This window comes from Spiroplasma clarkii (assembly GCF_002795265.1).
In the GTDB taxonomy this organism is placed as follows: Bacteria; Bacillota_I; Bacilli_A; order Mycoplasmatales; family Mycoplasmataceae; genus Spiroplasma_A; species Spiroplasma_A clarkii.
The window spans coordinates 425,918-452,349 of sequence record NZ_CP024870.1; the positions used below are offsets into that span (position 1 = coordinate 425,918).

The window sequence follows — 26,432 nt, forward strand, 5'->3', positions numbered from 1 at the left end:
CAAAATACCTAAAAATGGCTTATTAAAAATTGCTCAACTTCCAAAAAGTACATACTATGAATGAGTGAAGCAAGGGAAACCTAGGGTAAGATATTATGATCATGATTTTTATTTAAATATTGAGCAGAGCTTTATTGATTCAGGAAAAACCTATGGTTGTAAAAGAATTGCAATAGATTTGCTCACTAAGGGGATAGCTAAGTCATCACATAAAAAAATATTGAGATACTTTAAAATGAGAAGCATCTCCACCAATAATCATGTGAAATGAAAAAATAAGGTAGCAAAACCTGAAAAGGTTGGTAAATACCCAAACTTGTTAACTGATCCTGAAAATTTTGATAAGTATGGTGATGTTTTTTCAGTAGACATAACAGAAAAGGAATTCAATGGTGAAAGATACTATACCTGTGGTTTTTATCATATTAAAATGAAAAAAATCTTTGGTTTAGTAACAGAAAAAAATAAAGGGAATCAACTTGTAGAAAAATCATTTCTAAAAATGACTGATGAATTTGGTGTCTTCTTGCCAAACAGTGTAATACACTCAGATAATGGTTCTGAATTTAAAGCATATAATTATAAGTTGATGCTAATGTACTTTAATTTGATTCCAAGCATGTCAAGAATAGCCAAGTCTACAGATAATGGTTGGATTGAAGGGTTTTGATCAGTTTTTAAAAGAGAATGCTTAAAAGAAAATTACTGTTATAAAGGACTTGCTGAGTATCAGCTAAATGCAAGTTTATATCAAAAATTTTACAATTATGTGAGAATAAAGTTGTAAAATATGTGTGTCCGGAAAAAGGTTACCTGTCAAAAAAAGTTTCAATTTTATTTAATAAAAAATTGAAGTCAGCTTAATAATTGCGTATAATATAGTTGAATTCTTATTTTTTAGTGAAAACTTGATAAAAGCTGACTTTTAGGTTAAAGAATGGTTAAAAAATAAGTTAAATCAAAAAAAATGTTTTATGGGCAAAAACATTAATTTATAGGGGGCTATTATGGATAAAATTAAATTTCAGTCTGACAATAAGCGCAAAGGAATTGTGCAAAATGTCATTGTTGAAGTAGGGCAAAAAGTTGTAGAAGGCGATTTACTTGCCTTAGTCATCAATTCAGAACGTGAAAAAATCAAAGTTATTGCAAAAAATGATGGTATCATTGGTGAAATTAAAATTGTTGAATCAATTATTGTTAAACCTGGTGAAACTATGTTTGAAGTGTTAAATGATCATGAGTTAAATAGATTAATCAGAAAACAAAATAAGCTAGGTAACACTTTAAGAGAAGGTCTAGAAAAATTTGGACACTTAGGCAATGACATTAATGAGGTTGTTAAAGAATATGATGCAGCTGATGATAACAATGATGAATTTGAAGACTACTCAGATGACGAAGTTGAAACTGCAAATGAGTTTCAACCTGAAACTGATGTTGAAACAGAATTTTCAGCCGCAAACAGTGACTTAGATATTGATGAAAATAGTAATAAAACTGAAGATTTAAGTATTGCTGACAACAATGATGAATTTGAAGACTACTCAGATGACGAAGTTGAAACTGCAAATGAGTTTCAACCTGAAACAGAACCTTCATTTGCCAGTGTTAATGCTGAGGATGAAGAGTTTACAAGTGTTGATGAAGATGTCATAATTGAAACTGAATTTGAAGCTATTTTTGAGTCTGAAGCCGACTCACCTGAGAGTGTAGACTCATTTTCAGAAGAAAGTGAAATTGAATCACCTGATAGCACTGATTCTACTCCAGTGGATGATTTTGAGACCAATAGTGTAGTAACACAAGATGAAGTTGAAGCTGCTTTTGCAGCAGTTGACACAAATTCTGAGCCAGATGATAATGCTGCAGAAGACTATGATTTAGATTTATTTGTACCCCAAGAAACTCCAGATTTTGAAGCAACCCAAAACAAATTAAACTCTGAAATTGATATGACTTGATCTAATTTAGACATTAATATTGAATCAATTGATGAAGATGGAATAACTGATACTGAAATAACTGATCCAAAAGTGATTATTGAGGACTCTGTTGAACAAAATCATGATGCAACTCCACAGCCAGATTTTGAACCGACTCCAGCTCCAAACAAAGTAGAGGATGAATATAAAATTGATGCAACACCATTATTTGTCAATGATTCAATCACAAAAGAGTTAAGTGAGTTGAATGCATTAAGTGTTGATGAAGCAGCAGACCTAAATGAACCTGAATTAGAGCCTGAAACAGAGATTGAAGAAGAATTTACAAATGAACTACCAGCAGAGGTGTTAAACACCCAAGAATTAACTGAAATGATTGATGATTCTGAGTTTTTATCAAAATTTACAAATGAAAGTTCTGAAACAGAGGACTCAACTGAGAGCAAACCTTTAGACACAGTGGTCCCAAGAGACCAAGCAGCTTCAAGTTATGTTGAACCGAAATTAATTAATGAAGAGAATAGTTCATTTGTAACTGCTTTGGGCAGTGAAAATAAAATCAATGCTGAGTTTTTTGCAAATGAAAACCCTGAAGTGGTAGCTTCAATTGAGTTTGAGGAAACCCAACCAGAAGTTACAAGCACAGAAGTTGATGATTTACACCAATTTACAGAATTTACAGATTTAAAAACTGCAGATTTTGAGGTTGAACCAAGTTCTGAGATTTCAGAAATGCATGCAGAACTTCTATTAGCAGAAATTAGAAACTTGACTGAAAGAATTGAAAAACTTGAACAGCAAGAGTGCCAAATAGTTAAAGATTATGAGGCAGTGCAATCTCATGAAAATAGTTATTTACTAGAAAAAATTGAAGAAATTCAAAAAACACAAAAAACTTTACAAGAAAAAGTAGATAATTTTAAAAATACAGTTTCAATAACAGCTCCAGAAATTAGTTCAACTGATGTTAATCATTTTGATTTAGCTGCAGATAGTGAACAAGCAATTTTAGAAAAAATTGAAAAAATTGATGAACAACTTGCAAAATTAAATCAAAAAATATTGCAAACATCAACAAGTACTGCAAGACAAATCAGTTCAATTGATTTTGAGGTTGATGTAACAGGATTGATGAACTTACACACTTTAATGCATGACCCTTATTTAGCAAAAGGGGTTAAACTAGGTTTAAATACCTTCTATTTGAAAGCTTTACATAAGGTAATTGCTGAATTCCAAGAATTTGATTTCAATGATAATCAAACAATTAGTTTAGGAAAAATTAAACAAGGTGAGTTATTGTATAAAGATATTAATTTAGCTGCTGAATCTAATTTAGAGCAAGTGGCCTTGCAAATTAAAAATAATGAAGTTACAAAAACTCCAAATAATATTATTTTAGTTGATATGGGTAAATTTAATGTCCTTTCATCAAAATTACAATTACCAAATCAAGCAGTAATTGCAATCACAATTGGTGATGTGCATTCAAGAGTAATAAACCACAACTTGTTATCAGACTATGTTAATGTAAGTGTTGCATTTGATCAGTCATATATTTCATTTAAAGATGCCGTTAATTTAACTAATGCATTTAATGAGATAATCAATAACCCTGGTTTGTTAATTTAAAAGCACTAAATGGTGCTTTTTTTGATAAAATAAGTAGTATAGAGGAAAATTTTATGAGAATTAATGAAATTAACAGTGAAACAAAAAATATTAGCTTAATTGCTCGTGTTGAGAAAGTAATTTTATCAACTGGTAATAATGGAGCAAACTACTTAGTAGTTAATTTAGCAGACTCCACTGGGAGAATTGAGGCAAGATTGTGAAATTGTGAAGAAGAAGATGTAAAGAAAATCATTACAGATGCTTATGTTAAGGTTGATGCAGTTGCAAATGTTTATCGCCAACAATTACAATTAAAAATAAATAGTTATTTGGTGATAGATCCAGTAGATTTTGGTAAATACCAAATTAGTGAAGACTTGTTTTTGATTTCTGCACCATTAGATGTAAATAAACAATATAAAGCACTATTAGAAGTGTTAGGCAAAATTAAAAATCCAGTTTATAAAAAAATTACTATTGCTATTTTAAATGATTATGAAAATGAGTTTAAAACTTTCCCAGCAGCAACTTCAATTCACCACAATGTGGTGGGGGGACTATTTTGACATAGTGTTAGTCTACTAAAAGCTGCCATCTCTTTAAAAGATGTTTATAAATATGCTCAAATTGATTGAGAACTAGTAATTTGTGGTGCTATTTTACATGATATTGGTAAAGTTGTGGAAATGAAGGGCAAAACTGCATCAGAATATACTGATGCAGGACGGTTAATTGGACATATTTCAATTGGAAACACATTTGTAGCTCAAAAAGCCAAAGAACTTAAGCTAACTGTTGATGAAGAAGCAAGTGTAGTCTTACTCCAACATGTTATTTTAGCAAGTCATGGTCAAAGAGAGTTTGGGTCGCCAGTTGAACCAAATCTTATGGAAGCAATTATAGTTTCTTCTTTGGATGCTTTGGATGCACGCATTTATCGAGTGAATGATGAGTTAGAGAAAGTAACTGCTGAAACTGGGTGAACTCCAAGAGTTTTAACTGAAAATGGTCGCCAATTTTTAAAACATTTTAAAAAAGAAAAATAGAACTGCTACATTTTGTAGTTTAGTTCTATTTTTTTATTTACTTGTAAAGTATTCATAAAGTTCATCAGGTGTTAAGTCTTTAGGGTTTTTATTAATTTTAATAGTGTAACCTTCATCTTTAACATATTTTGGCACAATGTGTTCATGATAGTGAAAAACCACTTGATAAGCTTCTGCCCCTTGATTTGAAATAAAATTATAACCAGCAGGTTTTTGAGGTAATTTAGCATTGAGAATTTCAACAACTTTTACTTTAGCTATTGCCACTGCTTGAAGGTCTTCAAAACTTGATGATGTCAAATCCTCTGAGTGAGTTTTTGGTATTACCAAGCAATGTCCATCACTGTTTGGGGCAATATCTAAAAAAGCTAAACACAAATCATCTTCATAAATTTTTTTACAAGGTAATTCTTGGTTTATGATTTTACAAAAAATACAGTCTTTCATATTATTTTTTTCCTCTCATAGTTATTTTACAAAATTTGTTTAAAAAAAGTTGAAATAACTTCAACTTTTTAAATTATTCGTCTGATTCCGCTTCATTTCTAATGTATGTTCCAATTTGGCTGTATAAACCAGCATAGAAGATATCATCTGCATCCAAGTATCTTGAATATAAAGTAGTTTTTGCGATTGATGAGGTTGTGCTGTCTTGAGAAACCACATATTTAACTTGGTTAATTAATGCACGACGAGCACTATCATTTGTTATTAGTTCTTGAACATCTTTTGAATGGAAAGCCTTGTTGTTAGTTTGATTTCAAATTTCAACATAACGATCAGGGTTAACTGCTGATGGTCCAAGGTTTACTGGTTTAGATCCATCAGCTGCATCTTTAATAGTAAAGTTTGATGCACCAGATGGATCACTACCACCAAGTAGTTCAATCATATATACCGGTAAAACAAAGACAAACTCTGCAATGTTTCCATTACTTGAATCTGTAAAGTAAGGTAAAGGACCATTTTTTAACATTCCAGCTTTGGTTGCATTTTTTACTGCATCTTCATAGTTGGCACCTGAAATTGGACTAGTTCCAATTGAACTACCACTTTCATAAACTGTTAATCCTTTGAAACCTTCTTGATTAAAGAATGAGTCATATGCATTTGAATCATCAGCAGTATAGATACCACCATCAAACTCACTTGCATTATTCATTTTTTCAATTACCTTTTCCATTAAGGCAATTAATCCATCTCCATCAGGTTTTAATTCACCAGTTGCAGTATTAATGAAACTTGCTAAATTATCAATTAATTTTAAAGCATTTGCTTGATTTAAACCTGTTTCATTGTTGAATTTTAGTGATCAAACCATTTTAACATTGGTTTTTCATTCTCTATCAGTTGCTGTTGTATTTGAAGTATATCATGTTTGAGTTTTTCCAAATAGAGCAGAACTTGTATTGATAAATGGTTCATATCCACCTGCAACTTCTGAAGCAACAAATGAGTTTGAATCAATGTAAGCCATTGTTAATAGGTTTTCTGCAATACTTTTCATTAATGAGTTATTAAAGTAGTCTTGAAATCTCAATCTCAGTGCAGTTTTTGCACTGATTTCTCTTCCTTTAATTGTAAAAACTGATTCTTTAGCTGTCAGTTGAGCAATTGTTGGGAGAATAACTGTGTAATCATTGCTTGCCTCTGTAAATAGACCTCAAACATTTTCATCAATATAAATTTTATCACCAACTTTTACTTCAACAGGAGTTCCATCAATGGCTTCAACTACTGTGTCTTTAATTGGATTTAATGAATATAGTGAAACTAGTTGACTTAAATCCATTCTAGTTCCTGATGAGATTGATTTAGTATATTCTGTAAATAATTTATCTTCAGCAACAGTTGCTGCTGAATTAGCAAATGATTCAGTGAATGCCTCAGGCAGTTTTCCACTGCTATCTCTATCTGCATAGGGTGTTAAACCTAAGTTTCTTAATAATGAATTGGTTGAATCATAACCATATTGTTTTGAAACTAAGTCATTAATCATTTTAACAACTGTTGCAGAAATATCTGCATTGGTGAAAATATCACCAAAGTCAATGCTTGCCAAGTCTTCACCAGATAGTTTAGCAATAATTTGTCTTGCTAAATCCTTATTTAAAACAGGACTTTCAATTCTATCTGAACCACAAGCTACTGCAATTGATGAAGCAGTGGCTGTTAGTGAAAAAGCACTAATTAATCCAAGTAATTTTCTCATTATAAATCAGTTCCTTTCTCAGTCATAGTATTGAATAGATAGTAAACATCTAGTACTTTTAGATTTGAACTAGATTCACCACTAGTTGATGGTGGATCTGTAGTAACTAATCAAATCTCTTTTACACTTTCTGCTAAAGTACTATCTCCAAATTTATCACCATCAATTAAACCTTTTGGATATTCAGCTGCTGTGTTTGACTCTATTGATTTTCTTCAGTTTTTAAACATTTCCACAAATTTAACTGATGAAGCTATTTGAATTGTTTGTTGAGCAGTACTAATTTTGTCAATTGCTCAATTTTCCATACTTTCTGCAATGTCATTTGCTGTTTGATTTGCTGCATTGCTTGACCCAAACACCAAGAATTTACCAACAAATGTTTTAATTATGTCATTGTTTGATGAATCACTTCCCTCAGGAGAGATATTTGAAATATTTTCAAAGTATTCTAATACTGTAGTTATTCAATATGTTTCTGAATCTGATGAGTTACTAATTGTTGCTCATGATTTTACTTCACTCATAATGTCATAATTAACTGGACTTGATGTTAGTCCTTTTAACAATGAAGTATTTACCAAATATTGCAAGTATTTGTTACTAATTGCTGTATTCAACAATTCCATTTGTGGTCTTCCAGTTCCTGAAAATAGACCCTCAATTTTTTCTGAATCTTTTAAATTATGGAATTTGTTAAATGATTGTAATTCAGTCAAAGTATTTGCTCTTTCTGCGTTGCTTTCTGCATCTTTAAAATAATCTCAACCTTCAATTCTAACTACATGAATTCCATCTGTGTCTATGTAAACAAGTTTGTTTCCATCTGAACCAAATTGAGCATATAGTTTTTTATCAGAAGATCTATTTAAGTCTGTAACAATCTTTGATAATTGATTATCACTCGCTACATCAGGTTGTATGGGTTCATCACTAGCTCCATTACCTTTAAGCACATAGTCATAAACTACTGATTTAAGTGTGTTTGAATAATTTGAGTTTGTTAGAGTTAGTAATGAATCATAAGTTTTTACTGATGCTTTTGATTGGTAAGTTGTAAAAACATCATTTTTTACCAATGCTGCATTTCATAAATTGTCATCCAATAGATTTGGTAATAGTCTATTTGTTGCTTTTGAGTCAACTTCATTGTCACCATTGAAGTCTTCAGGGGTAATTCCATCATCAAATTTTTGGTTATCTGAAAAGGCAATGACAACTTCACTTATTGCAAGTGGCGCCTTAGTTTCATAGTACTTGTTTAAGAAGAATAGTTGAGAATTACTTAGCATTCCAGCTCTTGAAGCTGAACCATTTGCAGATCAAACATTAGTATCTTCGGGAACATCATGTTCTAAGGTTGAGGCATCAGCAAGTCCACTAATAACTGCTTTTGCTTCTTCAACTGTATAATCTATTTTCTTTGCTCATTTTGTAGCATCTGCTTCTTGGGCATTTTCAATCTGTTGAATAGCTAATTTATCTGCATCAAAAACTTGTTGAAATTTAGCATCATCTCCCACAACACTTTTTAGTGCATTAAATTTACTTGCAACAGTTGTTGAAGTAACTCAAGTTACCCCAAAACTATCTGTATTTAACAATACATCTAAAATACCTTTTGTTGCACTATTGCTAGCATCAGTCATTAAGATATTTGCTTTGTATTTTGCTTCTAAGAAGTCTAAATCCATATCTCCTGTGTCTTTTTGATAAACTGAATATTTATCAACTAACATTTGTTTTCATTTTGACAATCAATTTTTACCATTTGCTCTTTGGTAGCTATCTTTTTCCCTTTGAATTTGTAGGTCAACAGCAGCACTAACTGATTTTCATTTATTAATTAGTGCATCTCCCAATCCTGTATTAATGAAACTTGATGCATCATCTAAGATTGAGCCAGTTTCACCAAAATTTTGTTCAGAATTACTTAAAATAGATACGTTAATTAGGTTTAACAACTGAATTAAGAAACTCTCACGATTGGCTGGTCCACTTTGGTTAATTAATTCTCATAGAACGTCACTAGCATCAATTTGTGCTACTCCATCCATTGATTGCAAGAATTGCACCAATATTGAGTTTCCATCAACCTTGTGGTCATAGTTTGTACAAGCTACTGCAACTGATGCAGAACTTGCTGTAATAGTTAGTCCGCTTAATAGCGTGATTAATTTTTTCACTTATTTCACTCCTTGAAATTAAATATACAATATAATTATAAAGAAAAAAAACATTATTGCTCGGTTAATTTCAATATTTTTAAACAAGCTAAACTCTAAAATAGGGGATTTTGAAATAAAAATTCTCAATCACTGATTGAGAATGTATTGTTAGATAATTTAAATAATTTCTTGACGTTTTGGTTCATTCATTTTGTCATAAATATATGATTCAAATTTACGTGTCCCATTAATTACAGCTAAAAGTGGTTGTTCACAAACTTTTGTAGGTAGTTGTAGAGTATCTGCAAAGTATTTGTCAATTCCTCTAATTAAAGCTCCTCCACCACATAATGTGATACCATTTCTAAAGATATCTCCTGCTAATTCTGGAGGTGTTTCTTCAAGAACTTGAACAGTTAGATCAATAATTTTTGAAACAGGTATTTTTAAGACTTCACGAATTTCTTCAGGAGTTACTTGAATTTCTCTTGGTAATCCAGAAACTACATCACGTCCATAAACTTTCATGTTTCTTTCATCTGTATATTTGGCAATTGATCCAATGCTAATTTTTATGCTTTCTGAAGTTTTTTGTCCTATTTCTAAACCAAATTGACTTTTGATAAATTTTTGGATTTCATCATTAAAGGCATTTCCAGCAATTTTTATTGATTTTGATAAGACAATATCTCCTGATGCTAAAACTGCCACATCAGTAGTTCCTCCACCACAATCAATTACAAGTCTCCCTGTGCTGGCAAAAATGTTAACTCCACCACCCAAGGCTGCCATTTTAACTTCTTCTTCTATAAAAACTTCTTCTGCTCCAAAACTTTTCCCAATACTTACTAGGGCTTTTCGCTCTAATTCTGTAACTACTGAAGGACAGGCAAGTAGCATGATACATTTTTTTAATGCTGCTTGCATTCTTAGTCTATCAAAAATATATTTAAGTTGTTTTGTGGTTGCTCTGATGTCTGTAATTACCCCATCAACCATGGGTCTAACAATTTTTACTGATTTATTACCTTTACCAATCATTTTGTAAGCTTCATTACCTACAGCAATGATTTTATTTTCTTTGATCTTGTATGCAACAATTGAAGCTTCATTGTAAACAATTCCTTGACCACTCACATAGATTAAGGTAGAAGTTGTTCCTAAATCAATTGAGACAAATTTTTTTTCATTTTGTTTCATTTTGTTACCGTATAACCTTTCCTAACAATGTAATTATAACATTTTGTTAGAAAAGAAGTAATATTTTTTCCAAATCTTAAAAATTTAGTTGGAAACTAAAAAAACTTTTATCCTTTTTTCCGCTATAATTAGTGTATGAAAATTTACAACAGATATTGTGAATTTTGTCTTTTATAATTTGTTTTTAAGTAAATCTAGGAGCAGCATTTTAATTTCTGCTAGGGGTAGTTCCCATCATTGTAGTGCCTCTAATTTAGCAATAGTGGCTTGGTCGAAACGAATTTTCACAACCCTAGCTGGGTTACCTACAACCACACTATAAGGGGGGACATCTTGACTAACTACAGCTTGGGCCCCAATAATAGCACCATTACCAATGGTGACTCCTGGCATGATTGTAGCTCCATAACCAATCCAAACATCATGTCCGATTGAAGTGTCTCCTCGCGAGCTAACTGGGGGAACTGTTTTGGGGTCTAGTTCAAACTCACAAAACATTTCAAAGGGGTAAGTTGAAAGACTGTTTAGTCGATGGTTGGCACCATTCATTAAAATTTTGACTTCATCAGCAATGGCACAAAAATTACCAATAGTTAATTTGTCATGTCAAAGCTCTGGGAAATGGTATAAAACATTGCGATTTTGAAACTCTTTTAAAGCTTGTTCACCTTGAAAAGAGTAAAAGTAGGTGTACTCACCAACAAAGATATTTTTATTAGTAATGTAATCTTTTAAGAACTTAATTTTATTTGATTTAGGCATTTTTTAATCTCACCTTTCTTTCACTATTATAAGTCAGATTATTTATGTTATAAAAATTAATCTAAATTTTAACTAAATTTAGTCAAAAAAAATAATTATCTGTTAAATTGCAAAAAAATACCAAGAAAACAACTTATAATTAAAGTGTTAAGGGGTAGTATTATGCACAAATTAGAAATTAGAGATTTACATGTCAAAATTGAGGACAAAGAAATATTAAAAGGAATTAATTTAACAATTAATTCAGGAGAAACTCATGCTTTAATGGGTCCAAATGGTAATGGAAAGTCAACTTTATTAATGGCAATAATGGGACATCCAAAATATGAAGTTACTCAAGGGGATATTTTAATAGATGGAACAAGTATTTTAGATTTAGCAGTTGATGAACGCAGTAAAGCTGGTTTATTTTTAGCAATGCAAAATCCTCAAACCATTCCTGGGGTTTCAAACCTAGAGTTTTTAAAATACACAGTTAATGCACATAGTGAACAAAAACAAAAACTCAAAGATATTTTTGGCAGCATTAAACAACAAGCTCAAGACCTAGATTTTGATTTAAATATGTTAAAACGTTTTGTAAATGATGGGTTTAGTGGTGGAGAAAAGAAAAAAAATGAGATTTTACAATTAAAACTATTAAATCCATATTTTGCCCTAATTGATGAAATTGATTCAGGTCTTGATGTTGATGCTTTGGATGTTGTTTCAAACAACTTAAACATCAATCCAAATCAACAAGGAAAAATCATAGTTTCACACTATGATCGCTTCTTTAAAAAAGTAATCCCAACTCATGCTCATGTCATTATTGATGGGAAAATTGTCACAAGTGGTGGAGCTGAAATTGTTGATAAAATTAATCGGGCTGGGTATAACTGAGTTAAGGAGCTAAGTTAAATTATGTTAAAGATCCAAGATGAAAAAATTCTTGATTTTCAAACCTCTTTACCAGCAGAATATAGTTTTACAAAATCAACAAAAAAAATAATTTTCCTAGCAGAAAGTGATGGTAAAATCAATTTTCAAGTTAGTCCAGAAGTAGTTTTAGATTTAACAATTGTCTTTTTACCATTAACAAAACCAGTTGCAAAACATTTTGAAGTAGTTTTTGAAGTGCACCAATATGCAACCTTAAACTTAAAAATTGCTAATTTAACAAATGTTGATATTGATGATAAAATAACAATAAATTTAGTTGCCAATAACAGTCAAGTTGAATTTTATAGTGCCAGTATCCTTAATCAAAATCTTGTTAAAAATAGCTTAATAAATGTTTGTCATTTAGCAAGAAATACCAGTTCAAATATTAAAGCTTATGAAGTTTTAAAAGGTAAATCACAAGGTTTTATTCGCTGTGTTAGTGATATTAGAGAAAAAAGTAGTGGGAGTGAAGCTCACCAGGAATTACGTTTACTAGTTTTAGATAAGAATGCCAAAGCAGATTCAGACCCAGTTTTACTAATTGATGAAAATGATATTGTGGCAAGTCATGCTAATGCAATTGGAATGCTAGATCCTGACCAAGTCTTTTACTTAAAATCAAGAGGTTTAAATGATGGACAAGCCCAAGAGTTAATTGTCAATGGCTATTTTGCACCAATTTTTGTGGACTTACCAAGTCCACAATTGGAATCTGAGTTAAAACAAATCTTGAAGGGAATGATTTAAATGGATTATAAAAAACTTTTTCCTTATTTTACTGCCAATCCCAATGAAGTTTATTTTGATTCAGCAGCAACAGTTTTAAAACCAAAAAGTGTTTTAGATGCAGAATACAATTATAATGTTAAAATCGCTGCCAACACTCATAATAATTTATTTGATAATGCATATTTGGCAAATGAAATGGTTAGTACAACTAGAAAACTCACAGCAAAGTTAATTGGAGCTACCCGAGCTGATGAAATTATTTTTACAAGTGGAACAACACATTCATTAAATCAAATTGCTTTTGGTTTAAAAAAGATTTTTCAACCAGGAGATGAAATTGTTTTAACTAAGTTAGAACACTCTTCAAACCTTTTACCATGAATGGTACTTGCAAAAGAACTAAATTTAAAACTTAATTATTTTGATTTAGAAGCAGATGGGTCAATTGACTTAAAAAATATTAAGAACTTTATTAATGCAAAAACCAAGCTTGTGGCTTTTGCAAATATTACCAATACAATGGGAGCATTGAATTTGGTAGAAAAAATAACTACAACAATTAAAACAATTAATCCACAAACTTTGGTGGTGGTGGATGCAGCCCAAGCTATTATTCATACCAAAACTGATGTTAGTGCTTGAAACATTGATTGTTTAGCTTTTTCTGCCCACAAAATGTTTGGACCATTCGGTTTAGGAGTTATGTGAGCAAAAAAAGCAGTTTTAGAAATCATGGAACCAATTTTTTATGGTGGGGGTAATAACTCGGCAATTGAATTTGATAAATTCAATTTAGCAAAAATTCCTGAAAAATTTGAAGCAGGTACTTTAAATCTCAGTGCAATTTGTGGTTTTCAAGCAGCATTAGCATTTATTGATGAGATTAACTTGCAAACTCTAATAGAACATGGTCATAGTTTAAAAGCATATTTACGTCAAGCTGTAAAAAAATTAGATCAAAGTAAGTTTGAATTTTATAATTTAAAAACTGATGAACCAATTTTTTTGTTTAATGTTAAGGGAGTTAATGCTCAAGACTTTGGAGCATTCTTAAATAAGAATTACCATATTTCAGTTAGAGTTGGTAAGCACTGTGCTCGACTTGGTAAATATGTTTTCAAAGCAGAGTCAACTATTAGAGTCAGCTTTGGAATTTTCAACACTACTGAAGATATTGACAAGTTAATTGAGGCTATGCAAAATAGTGATAATTGACTTGATGCAATTTTATAGGAGGTAACTTTATGATTGATAAAAACGACAAAATAGCTTTAAGACAAATTTTAATGGAACATTATACAGATCCAGATCATAAAGCACCAGTAACTCCAATGCCAAACAGTTTTATTAAGTATCAAGACTCTCCAACTTGTAGTGATGAAATAAACGTGCAAATAACTTATGAAAACCAAAAAGTTACCAAAGCAATTTTTGATGGAGTAACTTGCTCTATCAGTGGAGCTGCTATTGATATTTTATGTGACCAAATTACCAATCAAAGTAAAGCTGAAGCTTTAAAAATTCTTAGCAACTATCACAATATGATAGTTGGAGAGGTTTATGACGAAACTACATTGGGTGAATTAATTGCCTTTCACAATATTTATAGTCAACGTAACCGCATCAATTGTGCTTTATTAGGTGCAGATGGACTAAGATACATCTTAGAAGAGGAGGTAAAATAATGAAAAAGTTAAAACAAGAAGCAGAAATTAAAGAGATATCCAAATACAAGTATGGTTTTAATGAAGGTGAAGTTTCTAAACTTAAATTAGATAAAGGCTTAAATGAAGAAATTATTCGCAAAATGTCTGCTATTAAAGCGGAACCTGAGTGAATGCTGAACTTTCGTCTGGATAGTTTAAAAAAATTCTTTGCTATGCCTCAACCAAGTTTTGGACCTGATTTAAGTTTTATTGATTTTCAAGATTATTACTACTATACTGTGGGAACTGATGGTTTTGTTAGCAAATGAACTGATTTACCAGATAAAATTAAAAACACCTATGATCGTTTAGGGATTCCAGAATCAGAAAAAAACTTTTTTGCTGGGATTAATGCTCAGTGAGATGCCAGCCCAGTTTATGAACAATTACAATCTGAAATTGCAGATTTAGGGGTTATTTTTACTGATTGCGATACTGCTTTGAAAAAATACCCAGAGTTATTTCGTCAATATTTTGCCAAACTTGTCTCAAATCATGACAACAAGTATGCTGCTTTAAATAGTGCAGTGTGATCGGGAGGAACATTTATTTACATTCCCAAGGGAGTTAAGTTAGAAAAACCTTTACAAGCTTATTTTAGAATTAATTTTCAACAAGCAGGACAATTTGAAAGAACTTTAATTATTGTAGAAGATGATGCTGAACTGCACTATGTTGAGGGGTGCACTGCACCAATTTATTCAAAAGATAATTTGCATGCAGCGATTGTTGAAATTTTTGTTGGGAAAAGATCTAGTGTTCGTTATACTACTGTTCAAAATTGAAGTGACAATGTCTTAAATTTAGTAACCAAAAGAAGTATTGTGGAAGAAGATGGTCGCATGGAATGAGTTGATGGTAATATTGGTTCAAGAATCAACATGAAGTACCCAGCTTGTATTTTAAAAGGAGACCGTTCCCAAGGAGACACCATTTCTATTGCAGTTGCTAAAAAAGGAGTATATCAAGATGCTGGTAGTCGAATGATCCATTTAGGTAAAGAAACAAAATCAAAAATAGTTTCTAAGTCAATAACTTTTCAAGGGGGAACAGCCAATTATCGAGGTTTAGCCTACATTGGTCCAAATGCAATTAACTCAAAAGCAAGAGTTGAGTGTGATACCTTAATTTTAGATAATCAATCTCATTCTGATACTATTCCTCAAAATAAAGTCCATAACAACCAATCACAAATTGAACATGAAGCCACTGTTTCAAAGGTTAGTGAAGAACAATTATTTTACTTAATGAGCCGAGGCATTAGTGAACAAGAGGCTTTAGAACTAATTGTTATGGGTTTTTTAGAACCATTTACCAAAGAATTACCTTTAGAATATGCAGTAGAATTAAACCAATTAATAAAAATGGATATGGAAGGTTCAGTAGGTTAAAAGTTAAGATTAAAAATATTTTACAGTTGTAAAATATTTTTTTATTAAAAACAAAATGCACACATTAATAGTATTTTTTCCACTGAAAAACATATATTTAAAAAATACGAGAAAATGAAAAACAAAAGCGTTATCATTTAGTTGAGGTTTAGCCTCAAAGAGGGGGAATTGCAATGGAAAAAAATATTGCTGAATTTATGTTTCTTGAAGATGATAGCAAAAATTTGAATGATTTATTTAAAAATTATGCAAAAATTGCTGCTGAACAAGGAATTGTAAATGACCAAAAAAGCTTAATAAAAGCTTTTAAATGCAGAGAAGCAGAATCTTCAACTGGATTTGAAGATGGTTTTGCTATACCTCATGCCCGAGCTGCTTGTGTTTTGAAACCTGCAATTTTTTTCATCAAAAACCAACATGGTTTGGAATGAGAAAGTATTGATGGTCAAAGTATTAAGTACATTATTATGTTATTGGTTCCTGAAGTATCAGGAGATTACCTAGACATCTTGAGTAACATTGCTACTAACTTGATGGATCAAAAAATTAGAGAAAAATTAAAAACTAGTAGTGATCATCAAGAAATCTTTGCAAGTTTAAACTTACACAAGAGTCCAAAACCTGCTAAAACATTTGCCAAAGCACCATTAATTGTTGGAATAACAGCTTGTGCCACTGGAGTGGCTCACACTTATATGGCAAGAGATGCCATTCTGGCAGCTGCAGCAGAAATTGGAGCTAATGTTTTTGTAGAAACTCAGGGTCAAAAAGGTCAAGAATACACCTTAACCCCAGAACAAATCGCAGCAGCAGATGTGGTTATTTTAGCTACAGATATTGCAGTTGACACTGAAAGATTTAGTGGTAAAAGAGTTTTTAATATTGGTACAAAAAAAATTATGTCAGATCCAGTTAACTTTTTAAAAACTGCCTTATCTGGGGCTGGCAAACAAGGAGAAGGCAGCACTGAAACTGATATTTTTGATGTTAAAGATAAAAAAGCCTGGATTCGCCACATAATGAGTGGTGTATCTTTCATGATTCCTTTCATTGTCTTTGCAGGAATCATTTTTGCCCTAGTAACTGGAATTGGGAAAATGATTTATGGAACTTGATTAGACTTATCTGGAAGTTTTGACAATAGCAGTTTAACATATACTCAAGTAAATGTTATTTTAGGTGTGGGCCAAGCACCAACCACCAAAGTAATTGAGGGTGTGGGAATTGCTATTTTATTTTATTTGAATCAATTTGCAGCAATTGGTTTTACAGTTATGATACCTTTTATGGGGGCATATATCGCTAACTCAATTGCTGGAAGATCTGCAATTACTCCAGCCTTTATTCTAACTTGGGCTGGAACTAATCCAAATTTATGATTTAAATTTGGAGTTTTTGCAGAAAAAGAAGCACTTTTCCCTGGTAATGGGGGAGGTATTTTTGCAGCCTTATTATTTGGATTTGTTATTGGTTATACCATCAAATGAATAAATACTAAATGAAAAATTAACAAATATATTAAACCAATCATGCCGATTATCATTATTCCAGTCTTTGTTTCATTATTTTATGGATTAATTGTTATTTTCTTATTAGGAAACATTTTTGGTCTAATTATGGGTTATGTCAACTTAGGACTGCAAAAACTTGAAGAAAATGCAGTTGGAATGGCTGGATTAGGACTGCTACTAGGATTACTTGCTGGAATTGACATGGGTGGTCCAATTAATAAAATTGCTTCATTTGGAGCCACTGCTTTAATTTTTGTTGATGGAGGAAAAGCTATGGGAGCTGCTGCAGCTTCATTTGCCATTGCTCCACTTGGATGTGGTATTAGTACAATGATTTTTAGAGAAAAATTCAAAAAAGATCATGAACTTGGTGTCAATGCAACCATCTTAGGATTTATGGGAATTTCAGAAGGAGCAATACCTTTTGCAGCTAAATATACTTGAGCTGCAATTGTACCAAATATTATTGGTTCAGGATTAGCAGGAATGTTTGCAGGAATCTTTCAAGTTTCAGGATGAGTTGGAGCTTGAGGAGGACCAATCATTGCAATCTTTGGAGGAGTAACTACATGAGATATGAGTTATCTTGGAATCTTGTGATACTTCTTAGCAATAATTATTGGAACTGCAGTGCACATTGTGTTATTTAGAATTTTTGTAGAAATTCAAACTAAAGGTAAACTAACTGGTACTGACTTTAAAAACATGTTTACTAGAACTAAAAAAGTTCAACCAACTAAAGTAAATGATAAAGTTAAAAAATAGTTTGCTATTTTAAATTTAAAAAATTTCACCAAGTTTTGCTTTTCAAAACTAAATGGTGATATTTTTTATACTTATAAATGTTAATTGACAAATATTTGTTGTATAATTTTTTATAGAAGGTAATGAGTTTGGAAGTTTTAAGTTTTTGTTAAGTTCATTTACCTTTAAAAATAAAAGAAAAACTAGGTGGGAAAGCAAATTCCAACAGTCAGAGTAGTGATTTTTTAGATATTGGAATGCTATAAAGAGTTTTAACTCATCTAGTGGATAAACGGAATTGGTGATGAAAATGAACAAAACAAGTAAAATTAAGAAAATAGACTCTTATTCAACTATTGTGTTTCCAACTTTGGCATCTATAATGCTAATCTTATTAGGGGTTTACATGTCTTTTGGAACAAGTTGAAATTTAAAAAATTCAGATTTATTCATAGCCTTAGTAATAATTGTGCCAATGACATTAATTTTTGTGGCATTCTTAATTATTTCAATTTATTTGGCTAAAAAAAATCATTTAATTTTTACAAGCAATTTAAATCAAAAATTTAATGTTAGAAAATATTTAACAATTTCAATTATTGTGGGAATAGCTGCATTATTTATTCCAATATTTACTATATTAATAGCTAATGCTTTTAGATATGGTTTTTCTGGCCAAAGTATAAATTGGTGAGATTTGGTTTTATATTTAATGCTAATAGCTGCTGTTTGTGTTCCAATTACAGGTTTTTTAATTGGCTATTTTTATATTTTGTATTCTATTAGCAAAAAACCTGCAAACAAAAAAATAACATCAAAAATGAGCCTCTAACTTTAGCATAGCAAGTAACAAAGATCCTTTTGAGATTGCTGGCAAATTTAAAAATAGTCTCATTTAAAAGACTATTTTTATTTAAAATTGAATATAAACAATTTTGAAAAGTGCCCGATTTTAGAATTTCTGACAAACAATGGGAAAGGTTAAATTTTATTAACAAATATGATTGATTCATAATCATTTTTTTGGTAATTATGAATTAAGATTACCATTTTTTTGAAAAATTATAAAAAACTGTTTTTTTAAACTATAATAATATTAACTAATAGAAAAGGAGAAACAAAAAATGTTAAACACTCAAAATCAAAATTTAGGTGAACCAGCAAAATCAAGTATGTTTGGTAGAGTAATATTTTATTTACTTTTTATACTTATTATCCCAATCTTTATTTACATTTCAATGCGAAATCACTTTATTAGATTACAACAAAAAATTAATGAAGCCATGGGGGCAATTGATGCACAGTTAGAAGAAAGAGAAGATACTTTAGCACAAATGTCAAATAGTATCCAAGGTCAAAGCAAAGTTACAGCAGATATTTTCAAAGAAATTACTAGACTGCGTACTTCTGGATCTCTTTCAGATAAAATGCTAGCCAATGATAAAATGACACAATTACAAGGTAAATTTAATTTACAAGTTGAAAATTATCCAGACTTACAACTTAGTGCATCTTTTCAACAATTTAATAATACTTGTACATTGTTGAACCAAAAAATTGCAGCTGCTCGTCGTAACTATAATTCAAATGTTCAGATTTTTAACTCAGAAATCAATGTTTATCCAAAAAATGTTGCTGCTAAAAATATGAAGTTATCTATAAAAGAATACTTTGAAGCATCACAAGAAGCTAGAGTAACAAAAAAAGCCTATTTTTAATATCATTTAAAAATGATATTTTTTTTGGCTAATTTCCACTTGTAATGGCTTTAAAGCCATTAAGTTTTTTGATAATTGTAGTTAAGGTATGTTCAAATCTGTTAACATTTGAGTTTAAACTTTTTAAAAGACTAGTATCTGCTAAAACTGGTCCATAAATTGCATTAACTGAATGATCACGACGTTCTTCAACTTCATTAACTGAATAGGTTTGTAAATCAGTTTTATTAATAAGCATGTTTTGGAAAGTGCCTTTTTCAAGGTTATTAAATGAGTCTAGCACAAGTGGGTTGAAGATGTTGAAAACAGACATTCCATCACCTGAATAGAAGACTTTATATTTTTTATTAAAAGCAACACTTTCAGATTCAAATTTAGCTAATGGTTTTGGGGTTAATAGCACTTTATGTGCACAAATAAAGTAGATGTTTTCATTTCTTGGTAGGGCTGCTTGTTGAATTAAAACATCAGCAAAGGTATGGTAGTAAACTCTTGAGGTTTCTTCACCCTTATCATTACGACGAATCTCTACTCTTTCTTTAATGTATTCAATAGTGTAAGAGAAAACTTGATTTTGTAATTGAAAGACCAATTGGTTACCTCTTAGTTGATTAGGATTAATTTCATAGTTTTTTAAAACATCATTGTAACCTGGATTTAAAATTAATGAATAACTTTCAGGAACAGAAATTACTTTGAATTCTTCTAGTTCAGGGAAGAATTTAGCCATCTGATTGTATAAAGTGACACTATTAATTTCTTTAATTTTTTGAAATGCAGGCAGTTGTCTTTTCTCGTTTAACTTTTTTTTGAAAACTCATAATAAAATAGCTACAGCTACAAGAGCTATAACAAAAAAGACTATGCCAATTTGAAGAAAAATCTTTGATCAACCTCCCGGTGTAGTTAAAAAATATACTAAAATACAAGCTATGCCAATAGCAAGACAGATTGCCAACATTATGATTCCAAATAGTTTTTTGCTAGCATACTTTTTGTCAATTGCAGCAGCTTCTGCATCAAGTTCTTTAATAGGTAAAATTTCTTCAATTTTGTATTTTTCTAAGTTTTGTAGTTTTTTTAATAGCATATAATTACCTCCTATGCTTAGTGTGTGTATAATTTTTTAAATATAAATTCTTTAAGTCAACTAACCCCAATTTACAATCATCTAGATCTTGTAGTACTTGTCTTTTGATTTGTTTAGTCATTGAGGTGAGAAAACCAGCAATTAAATCTTGCAATTCATCTAAGTGGAGCACTAATAAATTATAGTGTGCAATGTTATTTCTTAAATCAATAACTCGATCAATTTCTTGAACTTTTTGTTCATCAATTAGTTTCATAATAAATAAAATATCTTTTAAACGACCTAATGAATAATAGTTTTTATCAGTTTTGTTAATTTCATAAATGCTTGAATAATTTTTAAGATCAGGACTTAAAACAAACAAATTATTTTCTCAAATAGTCTTATCATAAAAAATTGACTTTAAATTTTCCTCATAAAGTTCAATGTACTTGTAAAAGACTTTTCTGATGCGTTTATCATAGCGAAAGTAATCCCGCAGCATAGTGTACTCAATTTCTTTCACTTTGAATTCAGTTTTAATTTTTTCCTCAAAGAGATTATTAATTTTTTGACCATAAACTTTAACATACAAGTGATATTGTTGTTTTTGGTTTAGACCATACTTGTTTTTTTGGTCAGTAAATTTCATATGAACTCCTTTTTAATCTATAAATTTATTATAAATAAAAAATCACACCATTAGTGCAATTTTTTATTTATTTTCTCTTGATCTAGAATTAATGAAGGGTAGAAGACAAGCTAATTTAAGTTTGATTCGTGACAAGTTTTTTTCAAATCTTCCAATCATGTCATTTAACTCAATATCAATATCTTTATCGGTGACTTCAAACCCATAAATTGTATTTAACTTTAAATCAGAGTTTCTTTCAACTTCAGCTGAATTATAAACTAAAATTCCCGAGTTGTTGATAAACATACTTCTCAAATTTGGGAAATTATTAGAGATGAATTTATCTAACACAACTGGGTTGAAAAGGTCAAACACCTCAGTTTCATCAGCAATATAAGAAACTTTATACTTATTATTAAACTCGACACTTTCAGATTCAAATTTTTTAAATTGACCACCCTGGAATTTTTTGGTTGAAAGATAAAAAATACCATGATTGTTAGTAATAGCTTTGGGTTGCATTAGTGCATCCACAAAAGTGTGGTAATAAATATAAGTTGTGTGGTTTTTACTATGTATTGTCACAACTCTTTCATGCACATATTCAATTGTAAAAGCGTATTTAAGTCCTTTATAAGAAAAGACAATGTGCCCACCTCTAATTAATTTAGGGTTGATTTGAAGTGAGCGTAATTCTGCTAGAAAGTCTGGATTATAACGGCAGCGATAATCATCAGTCACAGCAATTATTTCTAAACCCTTTAATGAGGGCTGTAATTCAATAATACGATTATAAAAGATTTCTGAACCTAAGGCTTTAATTTTTCTAATTACTGGTGAATTGTTTTTTTCTTTTCTTTCATTTGCTCGGGAAACAAAATAACAAATTAATAAAAGAATTGCCCCTCCACCAAATGCTGCAAAACACACTAGATAAAGCAAGGCATTTTTTGTATCACCACCTGAAACACTTTTTCCACCATATTTTACATAAAGTATTAAAAAAAAGACACCTGTAACAATAAGCGAAAGAATACCTAGAAGTAAAAAAACAAATTGGTGACGGTTATATTTTGCTGCAAGTCTTTTCGACTCTTTCATAAATTCGTCCAAAGGGAGAAGCTCATTTATTTTATATTTTTCAATATACTCTAATTTTTCCATTTGTACACCTCTTATACAAATAGATTATATCTTGAAAAATATTTTTTTTAAAAAAAGTCTAAAAAATATTTAGTTTTTTCTAAATTAAGCTAATTTACTGAAGTTGTTCAAAATTCATTATTTTTGACAAAATTTGTCAAACAACTTTTTCAAGTAAAAAAGTTTTTCTGGTTATTTTTGCTTTAAAATAATTTTGTTGGTATTTTTTAAACTTAACCAGAACTTACATAACCAGCTCAATACCATCAATATCATAGGGAAATTCTTCAAGTAAAATGGATTCAATTCCTTCTTTAAAGGTAATGTCTGTGAGTCCACAACCAACACAGTTTCCCAACAATCTAATGTAAACCAAACGGTCTTTAAAGGCTACAAATTCCATGTCACCGCCATCCTGGTTTACATAGATTTTTAATTGATCTAGAATTTCTTTGATTTTTGTTACTAATACTTCGCTATCCATAATTTCCAACTCCTCTTGTTAAAATTATTTTACATTAAATAAAGATTTAAAAAAATTAAGTGTAAAATTTTACTAGGAGGAATTAAAAAAAATGATGAGTATCGGACAAAAAGTTAAAGTCAAAATCACTTGCTTAGTGAGTTATGGCGCTTTTTGCGAGGTTATGGACGGAAATCAATTAAGAAAGGGCTTGATCCACATCTCTGAGTTTTCAGATTATTTTGTAACTAGTGTCAATCAATATGTGGCTACTGGTGATGAGGTTGAGGTTCAATTAATTGGTATTATTGAAGAAACTCAACAGTTAAGATTAAGCTATAAAAACCTACGTCCCGAACTTTTAAAAAGTGACTTAGTAAAAGCTAGAGAAGCCAGACGTCTATCTAGATTTAAAAAGTTTTAAAAGTGCGGGTAAGTAATAATATCAAAGGAGTAATATAAATATGATAAAAGTAGATTTTTCAAATTCACAAATTGAACAAGAAATAAAAAAATTCGATAAAAACAAAGTAAAAGCAGTTCATCAAATGATTGAACAAAAAACTGGAGTGGGGAATGATTTTTTAGGGTGAGTTGATTACCCTGAAGATTTTGATAAAACTGAGTACTTAAAAATGAAAAAAGTAGCTCAAAACCTACAAAAAGAAATTGATGTTTTGTTAGTAGTCAGTATCGGGGGAAGTTATTTGGGAGCAAGAGCTGCCAATGAAATGATAAATGGTTTATTTCCAACAAATAAAGTTAAATTAATTTTTGTTGGAAACACCATTTCATCAACATATACTCAACAAGTTTTTGAATACCTAAAAGACAAAGAATTTGGAATTGTCAATATTTCAAAATCAGGAACTACTACTGAACCAGGAATTGCTTTCAGAGTTTATGAAAAACAATTAATAGATTTAAAAGGTAAAGAAATTGCCAAAAAACGTATAATTGCAGTCACAGATAAAGCTAAAGGAGCTTTAAAACAATTAGCAACCGCAGAAGGGTATGAAACATTTACAATCCCTGATGATATTGGGGGAAGATTTAGTGTTTTCTCACCAGTAGGGTTATTTCCACTATTGGTTTGTGGTATTGACACTGATGCTATGTTTGCTGGAGCCAAACAAGCTATGAAGGATTTAAAAAATGAACAAAATTCTGCATATGACTATGCAGTTGCTAGATATATTTTAAATACCCAAAAAGGTTATAAATGTGAAACATTAGTAGCATATGAGCTACAAATGCAAATGTTTACTGAGTGATGAAAACAATTATTTGGTGAATCAGAAGGTAAAGATGGAGTTGGATTATTTCCAACAAGTTGTATTTTTTCAACAGACTTGCATTCACTAGGGCAATTTATTCAAGAGGGGACTAAAAACGTTTTATTTGAAACAATAATAGATATTAAAAAACCAAATTTAGATTTAAATGTGCCAAAAACACAAGCAGATTTAGATGGTTTAAACTATTTAACAACTAAAACATTCCATCAAATTAATCAAACAGCACTACTTGGTGTTATTGATGCACATGCAAATGAAGGAAAGGTTCCAAATATCATTTTAGAATTTGATAAAATGGATGCTGAAATGTTTGGTTACGCTGCATATTGATTTATGAAAGCCTGCGCTATGAGTGGTTATTTATTAGGCATAAACCCATTCAACCAACCTGGAGTTGAAGTATATAAAACAAACATGTTTAAACTACTGAAAAAACCAGGATTTTAGAAATTTAAAACAATTGTAAAAACAATTGTTTTTTTATTTAAAATTATAGTGGTGATAGAAAATGTTAAGTACAAAAAATTTATTAGCAATTGTTGAAAAGCAAAAGGAATTAGATAGTGCTATAATTTCTGCAAAACAATTAAAATCAGACAAAACTATTTTCTCAAAGAAAATAGTGGCACTATTAGTAGAGTTAGGAGAATTTATTAATGAGGAGCGCTCATTCAAGTATTGATCTGCTAAACCGGCGAGTGAAAAAAAAGTTCTACTTGAAGAGTTTATTGATGGAATTCATTTTATAATATCTATAGGGATTAATCTTGATTATGACTTTGTTAGTTATCAATTTGCCCCAGTTGTTAAAAACACTATTGATTTATATTTGTATTGTTATGCTCAAATTGCAATTTTTAGTAAAAAACAATCAACAAATAATTTCAAAGTAGTTTTAGATGGTTATTTTTCAATTGCAAAATGTTTAGGATTTACCGAATCCGAACTTTTAACAGCTTACAATGAAAAAAATGAAGTGAATTTAAAAAGACAAGATAGCAATTACTAAAGGATGGTGATGAACTTGGAGAAGAAAAAAAATAAACTATTTGATTATACTCCCAACAACCCCAATGACAGTAAAAGACCTACTTTAAAAGATGAAAGTACCAAATCTGTTGAGGTTGAACAAGAGGCTCAAACAGTGACTTTAATTGCAAAACCAATGTTAAAAGCACAAGAATTGATTAGTGATAGTGTTGACAAAGAAGCTAAATCAAGTGCTCAGAGTTTAATTGCAAGGTTAAAAGCCCAAGTAAGTGAAAAAACTGAACAACCAAGCACAAATAATGTAGCAAACCCTTTTGTTTCAGTTGACCCAGATGCTGAAAATTATGAAAAAAAAGACAATGTGGTGATGCCAGATCCCAATAGTGAAATTTGTTTATTTAATCGTAACCAAGCATATAAAAGTCAAAGTGATGTCAATGAATATCGAGATGTTAAGAGTAAAATGTTGCGTTTACAAAAAGATGTGAGAATTACTTTAACTCCAGCAGAAATTCAACAAATTGTTGATTATTTTTCATATCAAGTAGTTAAAATAACCAAAAAAGAAGTGGTTATTAAAGATAAAAAGTATGGGTATGAATTTTATAAAAATAATAATGATCAAAAATGATGAGTAGTTGCTTTAAAATTTGAAGAGTTATTCAACCCCAAAGAAGTTCGTTACATCACCTTATGAAGTGGAAACACTTTTACAGGCTATGGATTGCCAACCTTGGCAGCTTGTTTAAAAAAAGCAGATGATTTAATGAGTTATGGACGTACAGGAACAGTTGTTTGAAGAGATTGTGTTATGGATTGAAATGAAGCTGGTTTTCGTTTTATTGCTGGAGATGACCCAAAATCATTTACTTTTAAAGAGTACATGAAAATTGTAAAATGGTATGAAAGTAACAAAATTCGAATTCATGTCAAAGATGTTAAAGTAAAAGATTATGAAGATTTAATGACTGAAATTAAAGCTCAAAAAGCTGCAGGCAAACCAGTTAATCCTTTAGCATCATTGCAAGCAAAATTATTAGAAACTCCAAGAAGGGCTATCAACATTGCAGGTTACCCAGTTAGTGATCCAAAATTCAGTGGAAAGGATGCAACGAAACCAGAAAACAAACTTTATCAAATAGCCTTTTCGTTGACAGGTTAGTT

General features: G+C 30.5%; 24 protein-coding genes. 15 read left to right on the forward strand and 9 right to left on the reverse strand.

Annotated elements, in window-relative coordinates; translation table 4 throughout:
- The first annotated feature begins 64 nt into the window (after positions 1–64).
- The 3 genes from SCLAR_RS01900 (at position 65) to SCLAR_RS01910 (ending at position 4,606) form a co-directional block, all read left to right on the forward strand.
- Positions 65–787 (forward strand): DDE-type integrase/transposase/recombinase, encoded by a 723-nt coding sequence (locus SCLAR_RS01900; RefSeq protein ID WP_146637825.1) that lies wholly within the window; start codon positions 65–67, stop codon positions 785–787.
- A gap of 220 nt (positions 788–1,007) precedes the next feature.
- The gene (locus tag SCLAR_RS01905; RefSeq protein WP_100254263.1) at positions 1,008–3,578 is read left to right on the forward strand and encodes a hypothetical protein; all 2,571 of its coding nucleotides are present in this window, start codon (positions 1,008–1,010) and stop codon (positions 3,576–3,578) included.
- Between the two features lie 53 nt (positions 3,579–3,631).
- Complete coding sequence (locus tag SCLAR_RS01910) at positions 3,632–4,606, forward strand: 3'-5' exoribonuclease YhaM family protein (protein WP_100254264.1); 975 nt, start codon at positions 3,632–3,634, stop codon at positions 4,604–4,606.
- Positions 4,607–4,639: 33 nt separating this feature from the next.
- Here the strand turns inward: SCLAR_RS01910 and SCLAR_RS01915 are convergent, their stop codons facing one another.
- The 5 genes from SCLAR_RS01915 to SCLAR_RS07295 all read right to left on the reverse strand — a co-directional run bounded on the left by SCLAR_RS01915 (position 4,640) and on the right by SCLAR_RS07295 (position 10,948).
- The gene (locus SCLAR_RS01915; RefSeq protein ID WP_100254265.1) at positions 4,640–5,053 is read right to left on the reverse strand and encodes an HIT family protein; all 414 of its coding nucleotides are present in this window, start codon (positions 5,051–5,053) and stop codon (positions 4,640–4,642) included.
- Positions 5,054–5,126: 73 nt separating this feature from the next.
- Positions 5,127–6,818, reverse strand: coding sequence for a lipoprotein (locus SCLAR_RS01920; RefSeq protein ID WP_100254266.1), 1,692 nt, complete (start codon positions 6,816–6,818; stop codon positions 5,127–5,129).
- Entirely contained in the window at positions 6,818–9,004 is a 2,187-nt protein-coding gene (locus SCLAR_RS01925; protein ID WP_100254267.1) for a Vmc-like lipoprotein signal peptide domain-containing protein, read from the reverse strand. Before SCLAR_RS01925 ends, SCLAR_RS01920 begins: the two co-directional genes overlap by 1 nt.
- A 159-nt stretch (positions 9,005–9,163) precedes the next feature.
- Positions 9,164–10,186: a rod shape-determining protein gene (mreB, locus tag SCLAR_RS01930; protein ID WP_100254268.1), complete on the reverse strand. Its 1,023-nt coding sequence runs from the start codon at positions 10,184–10,186 to the stop codon at positions 9,164–9,166.
- A 171-nt stretch (positions 10,187–10,357) separates the two neighbouring features.
- A complete protein-coding gene (locus SCLAR_RS07295; RefSeq protein ID WP_100254269.1) occupies positions 10,358–10,948 on the reverse strand; it encodes a CatB-related O-acetyltransferase in 591 nt (196 codons plus the stop codon).
- Positions 10,949–11,110: 162 nt separating this feature from the next.
- On the opposite strand from SCLAR_RS07295, the gene sufC reads away from it, so the two are divergent.
- The 8 genes from sufC to SCLAR_RS01975 all read left to right on the forward strand — a co-directional run bounded on the left by sufC (position 11,111) and on the right by SCLAR_RS01975 (position 19,671).
- Complete coding sequence (gene sufC, locus SCLAR_RS01940; protein ID WP_100254270.1) at positions 11,111–11,848, forward strand: Fe-S cluster assembly ATPase SufC; 738 nt, start codon at positions 11,111–11,113, stop codon at positions 11,846–11,848.
- A gap of 3 nt (positions 11,849–11,851) precedes the next feature.
- Positions 11,852–12,619, forward strand: coding sequence for a SufB/SufD family protein (locus tag SCLAR_RS01945; RefSeq protein ID WP_100254271.1), 768 nt, complete (start codon positions 11,852–11,854; stop codon positions 12,617–12,619).
- Positions 12,620–13,834: an aminotransferase class V-fold PLP-dependent enzyme gene (locus SCLAR_RS01950; RefSeq protein WP_100254272.1), complete on the forward strand. Its 1,215-nt coding sequence runs from the start codon at positions 12,620–12,622 to the stop codon at positions 13,832–13,834.
- A gap of 11 nt (positions 13,835–13,845) precedes the next feature.
- A complete protein-coding gene (locus tag SCLAR_RS01955) occupies positions 13,846–14,286 on the forward strand; it encodes an iron-sulfur cluster assembly scaffold protein (RefSeq protein ID WP_100254273.1) in 441 nt (146 codons plus the stop codon).
- On the forward strand, positions 14,286–15,698 hold the full coding sequence (sufB, locus tag SCLAR_RS01960; protein WP_100254274.1) for a Fe-S cluster assembly protein SufB: 1,413 nt from the start codon (positions 14,286–14,288) through the stop codon (positions 15,696–15,698). Before SCLAR_RS01955 ends, sufB begins: the two co-directional genes overlap by 1 nt.
- A 173-nt stretch (positions 15,699–15,871) precedes the next feature.
- On the forward strand, positions 15,872–17,974 hold the full coding sequence (locus SCLAR_RS01965) for a PTS fructose transporter subunit IIABC (RefSeq protein WP_100254275.1): 2,103 nt from the start codon (positions 15,872–15,874) through the stop codon (positions 17,972–17,974).
- Positions 17,975–18,263: 289 nt separating this feature from the next.
- A complete protein-coding gene (locus tag SCLAR_RS01970; RefSeq protein ID WP_100254276.1) occupies positions 18,264–18,785 on the forward strand; it encodes a hypothetical protein in 522 nt (173 codons plus the stop codon).
- 292 nt (positions 18,786–19,077) lie between these two features.
- Positions 19,078–19,671, forward strand: coding sequence for a LemA family protein (locus SCLAR_RS01975; RefSeq protein WP_100254277.1), 594 nt, complete (start codon positions 19,078–19,080; stop codon positions 19,669–19,671).
- A 28-nt stretch (positions 19,672–19,699) separates the two neighbouring features.
- On the opposite strand, the gene SCLAR_RS01980 is transcribed toward SCLAR_RS01975, so the two are convergent.
- The 4 genes from SCLAR_RS01980 to SCLAR_RS01995 form a co-directional block, all read right to left on the reverse strand.
- Positions 19,700–20,761 carry an MFS transporter gene (locus tag SCLAR_RS01980; protein ID WP_100254278.1) on the reverse strand — a complete coding sequence of 354 codons (1,062 nt, stop codon included), beginning with the start codon at positions 20,759–20,761 and terminating at the stop codon, positions 19,700–19,702.
- Between the two features lie 4 nt (positions 20,762–20,765).
- Positions 20,766–21,392 (reverse strand): hypothetical protein, encoded by a 627-nt coding sequence (locus SCLAR_RS01985; RefSeq protein WP_100254279.1) that lies wholly within the window; start codon positions 21,390–21,392, stop codon positions 20,766–20,768.
- Positions 21,393–21,455: 63 nt separating this feature from the next.
- Complete coding sequence (locus SCLAR_RS01990; RefSeq protein ID WP_100254280.1) at positions 21,456–22,538, reverse strand: hypothetical protein; 1,083 nt, start codon at positions 22,536–22,538, stop codon at positions 21,456–21,458.
- A 223-nt stretch (positions 22,539–22,761) separates the two neighbouring features.
- Positions 22,762–23,001: a NifU family protein gene (locus SCLAR_RS01995; protein WP_100254281.1), complete on the reverse strand. Its 240-nt coding sequence runs from the start codon at positions 22,999–23,001 to the stop codon at positions 22,762–22,764.
- Positions 23,002–23,092: 91 nt separating this feature from the next.
- Here SCLAR_RS01995 and SCLAR_RS02000 point away from each other — a divergent pair, with 91 nt between their 5' ends.
- From SCLAR_RS02000 to SCLAR_RS02015, 4 genes are all read left to right on the forward strand, one after another.
- Positions 23,093–23,404: a S1 RNA-binding domain-containing protein gene (locus SCLAR_RS02000; RefSeq protein ID WP_100254282.1), complete on the forward strand. Its 312-nt coding sequence runs from the start codon at positions 23,093–23,095 to the stop codon at positions 23,402–23,404.
- Between the two features lie 40 nt (positions 23,405–23,444).
- Positions 23,445–24,725 carry a glucose-6-phosphate isomerase gene (locus tag SCLAR_RS02005; protein WP_100254283.1) on the forward strand — a complete coding sequence of 427 codons (1,281 nt, stop codon included), beginning with the start codon at positions 23,445–23,447 and terminating at the stop codon, positions 24,723–24,725.
- A 61-nt stretch (positions 24,726–24,786) separates the two neighbouring features.
- Positions 24,787–25,287, forward strand: coding sequence for a dUTP diphosphatase (locus SCLAR_RS02010; protein WP_100254284.1), 501 nt, complete (start codon positions 24,787–24,789; stop codon positions 25,285–25,287).
- A gap of 15 nt (positions 25,288–25,302) precedes the next feature.
- Positions 25,303–26,430: a hypothetical protein gene (locus tag SCLAR_RS02015; RefSeq protein WP_100254285.1), complete on the forward strand. Its 1,128-nt coding sequence runs from the start codon at positions 25,303–25,305 to the stop codon at positions 26,428–26,430.
- The last annotated feature ends 2 nt before the right edge of the window (positions 26,431–26,432 follow it).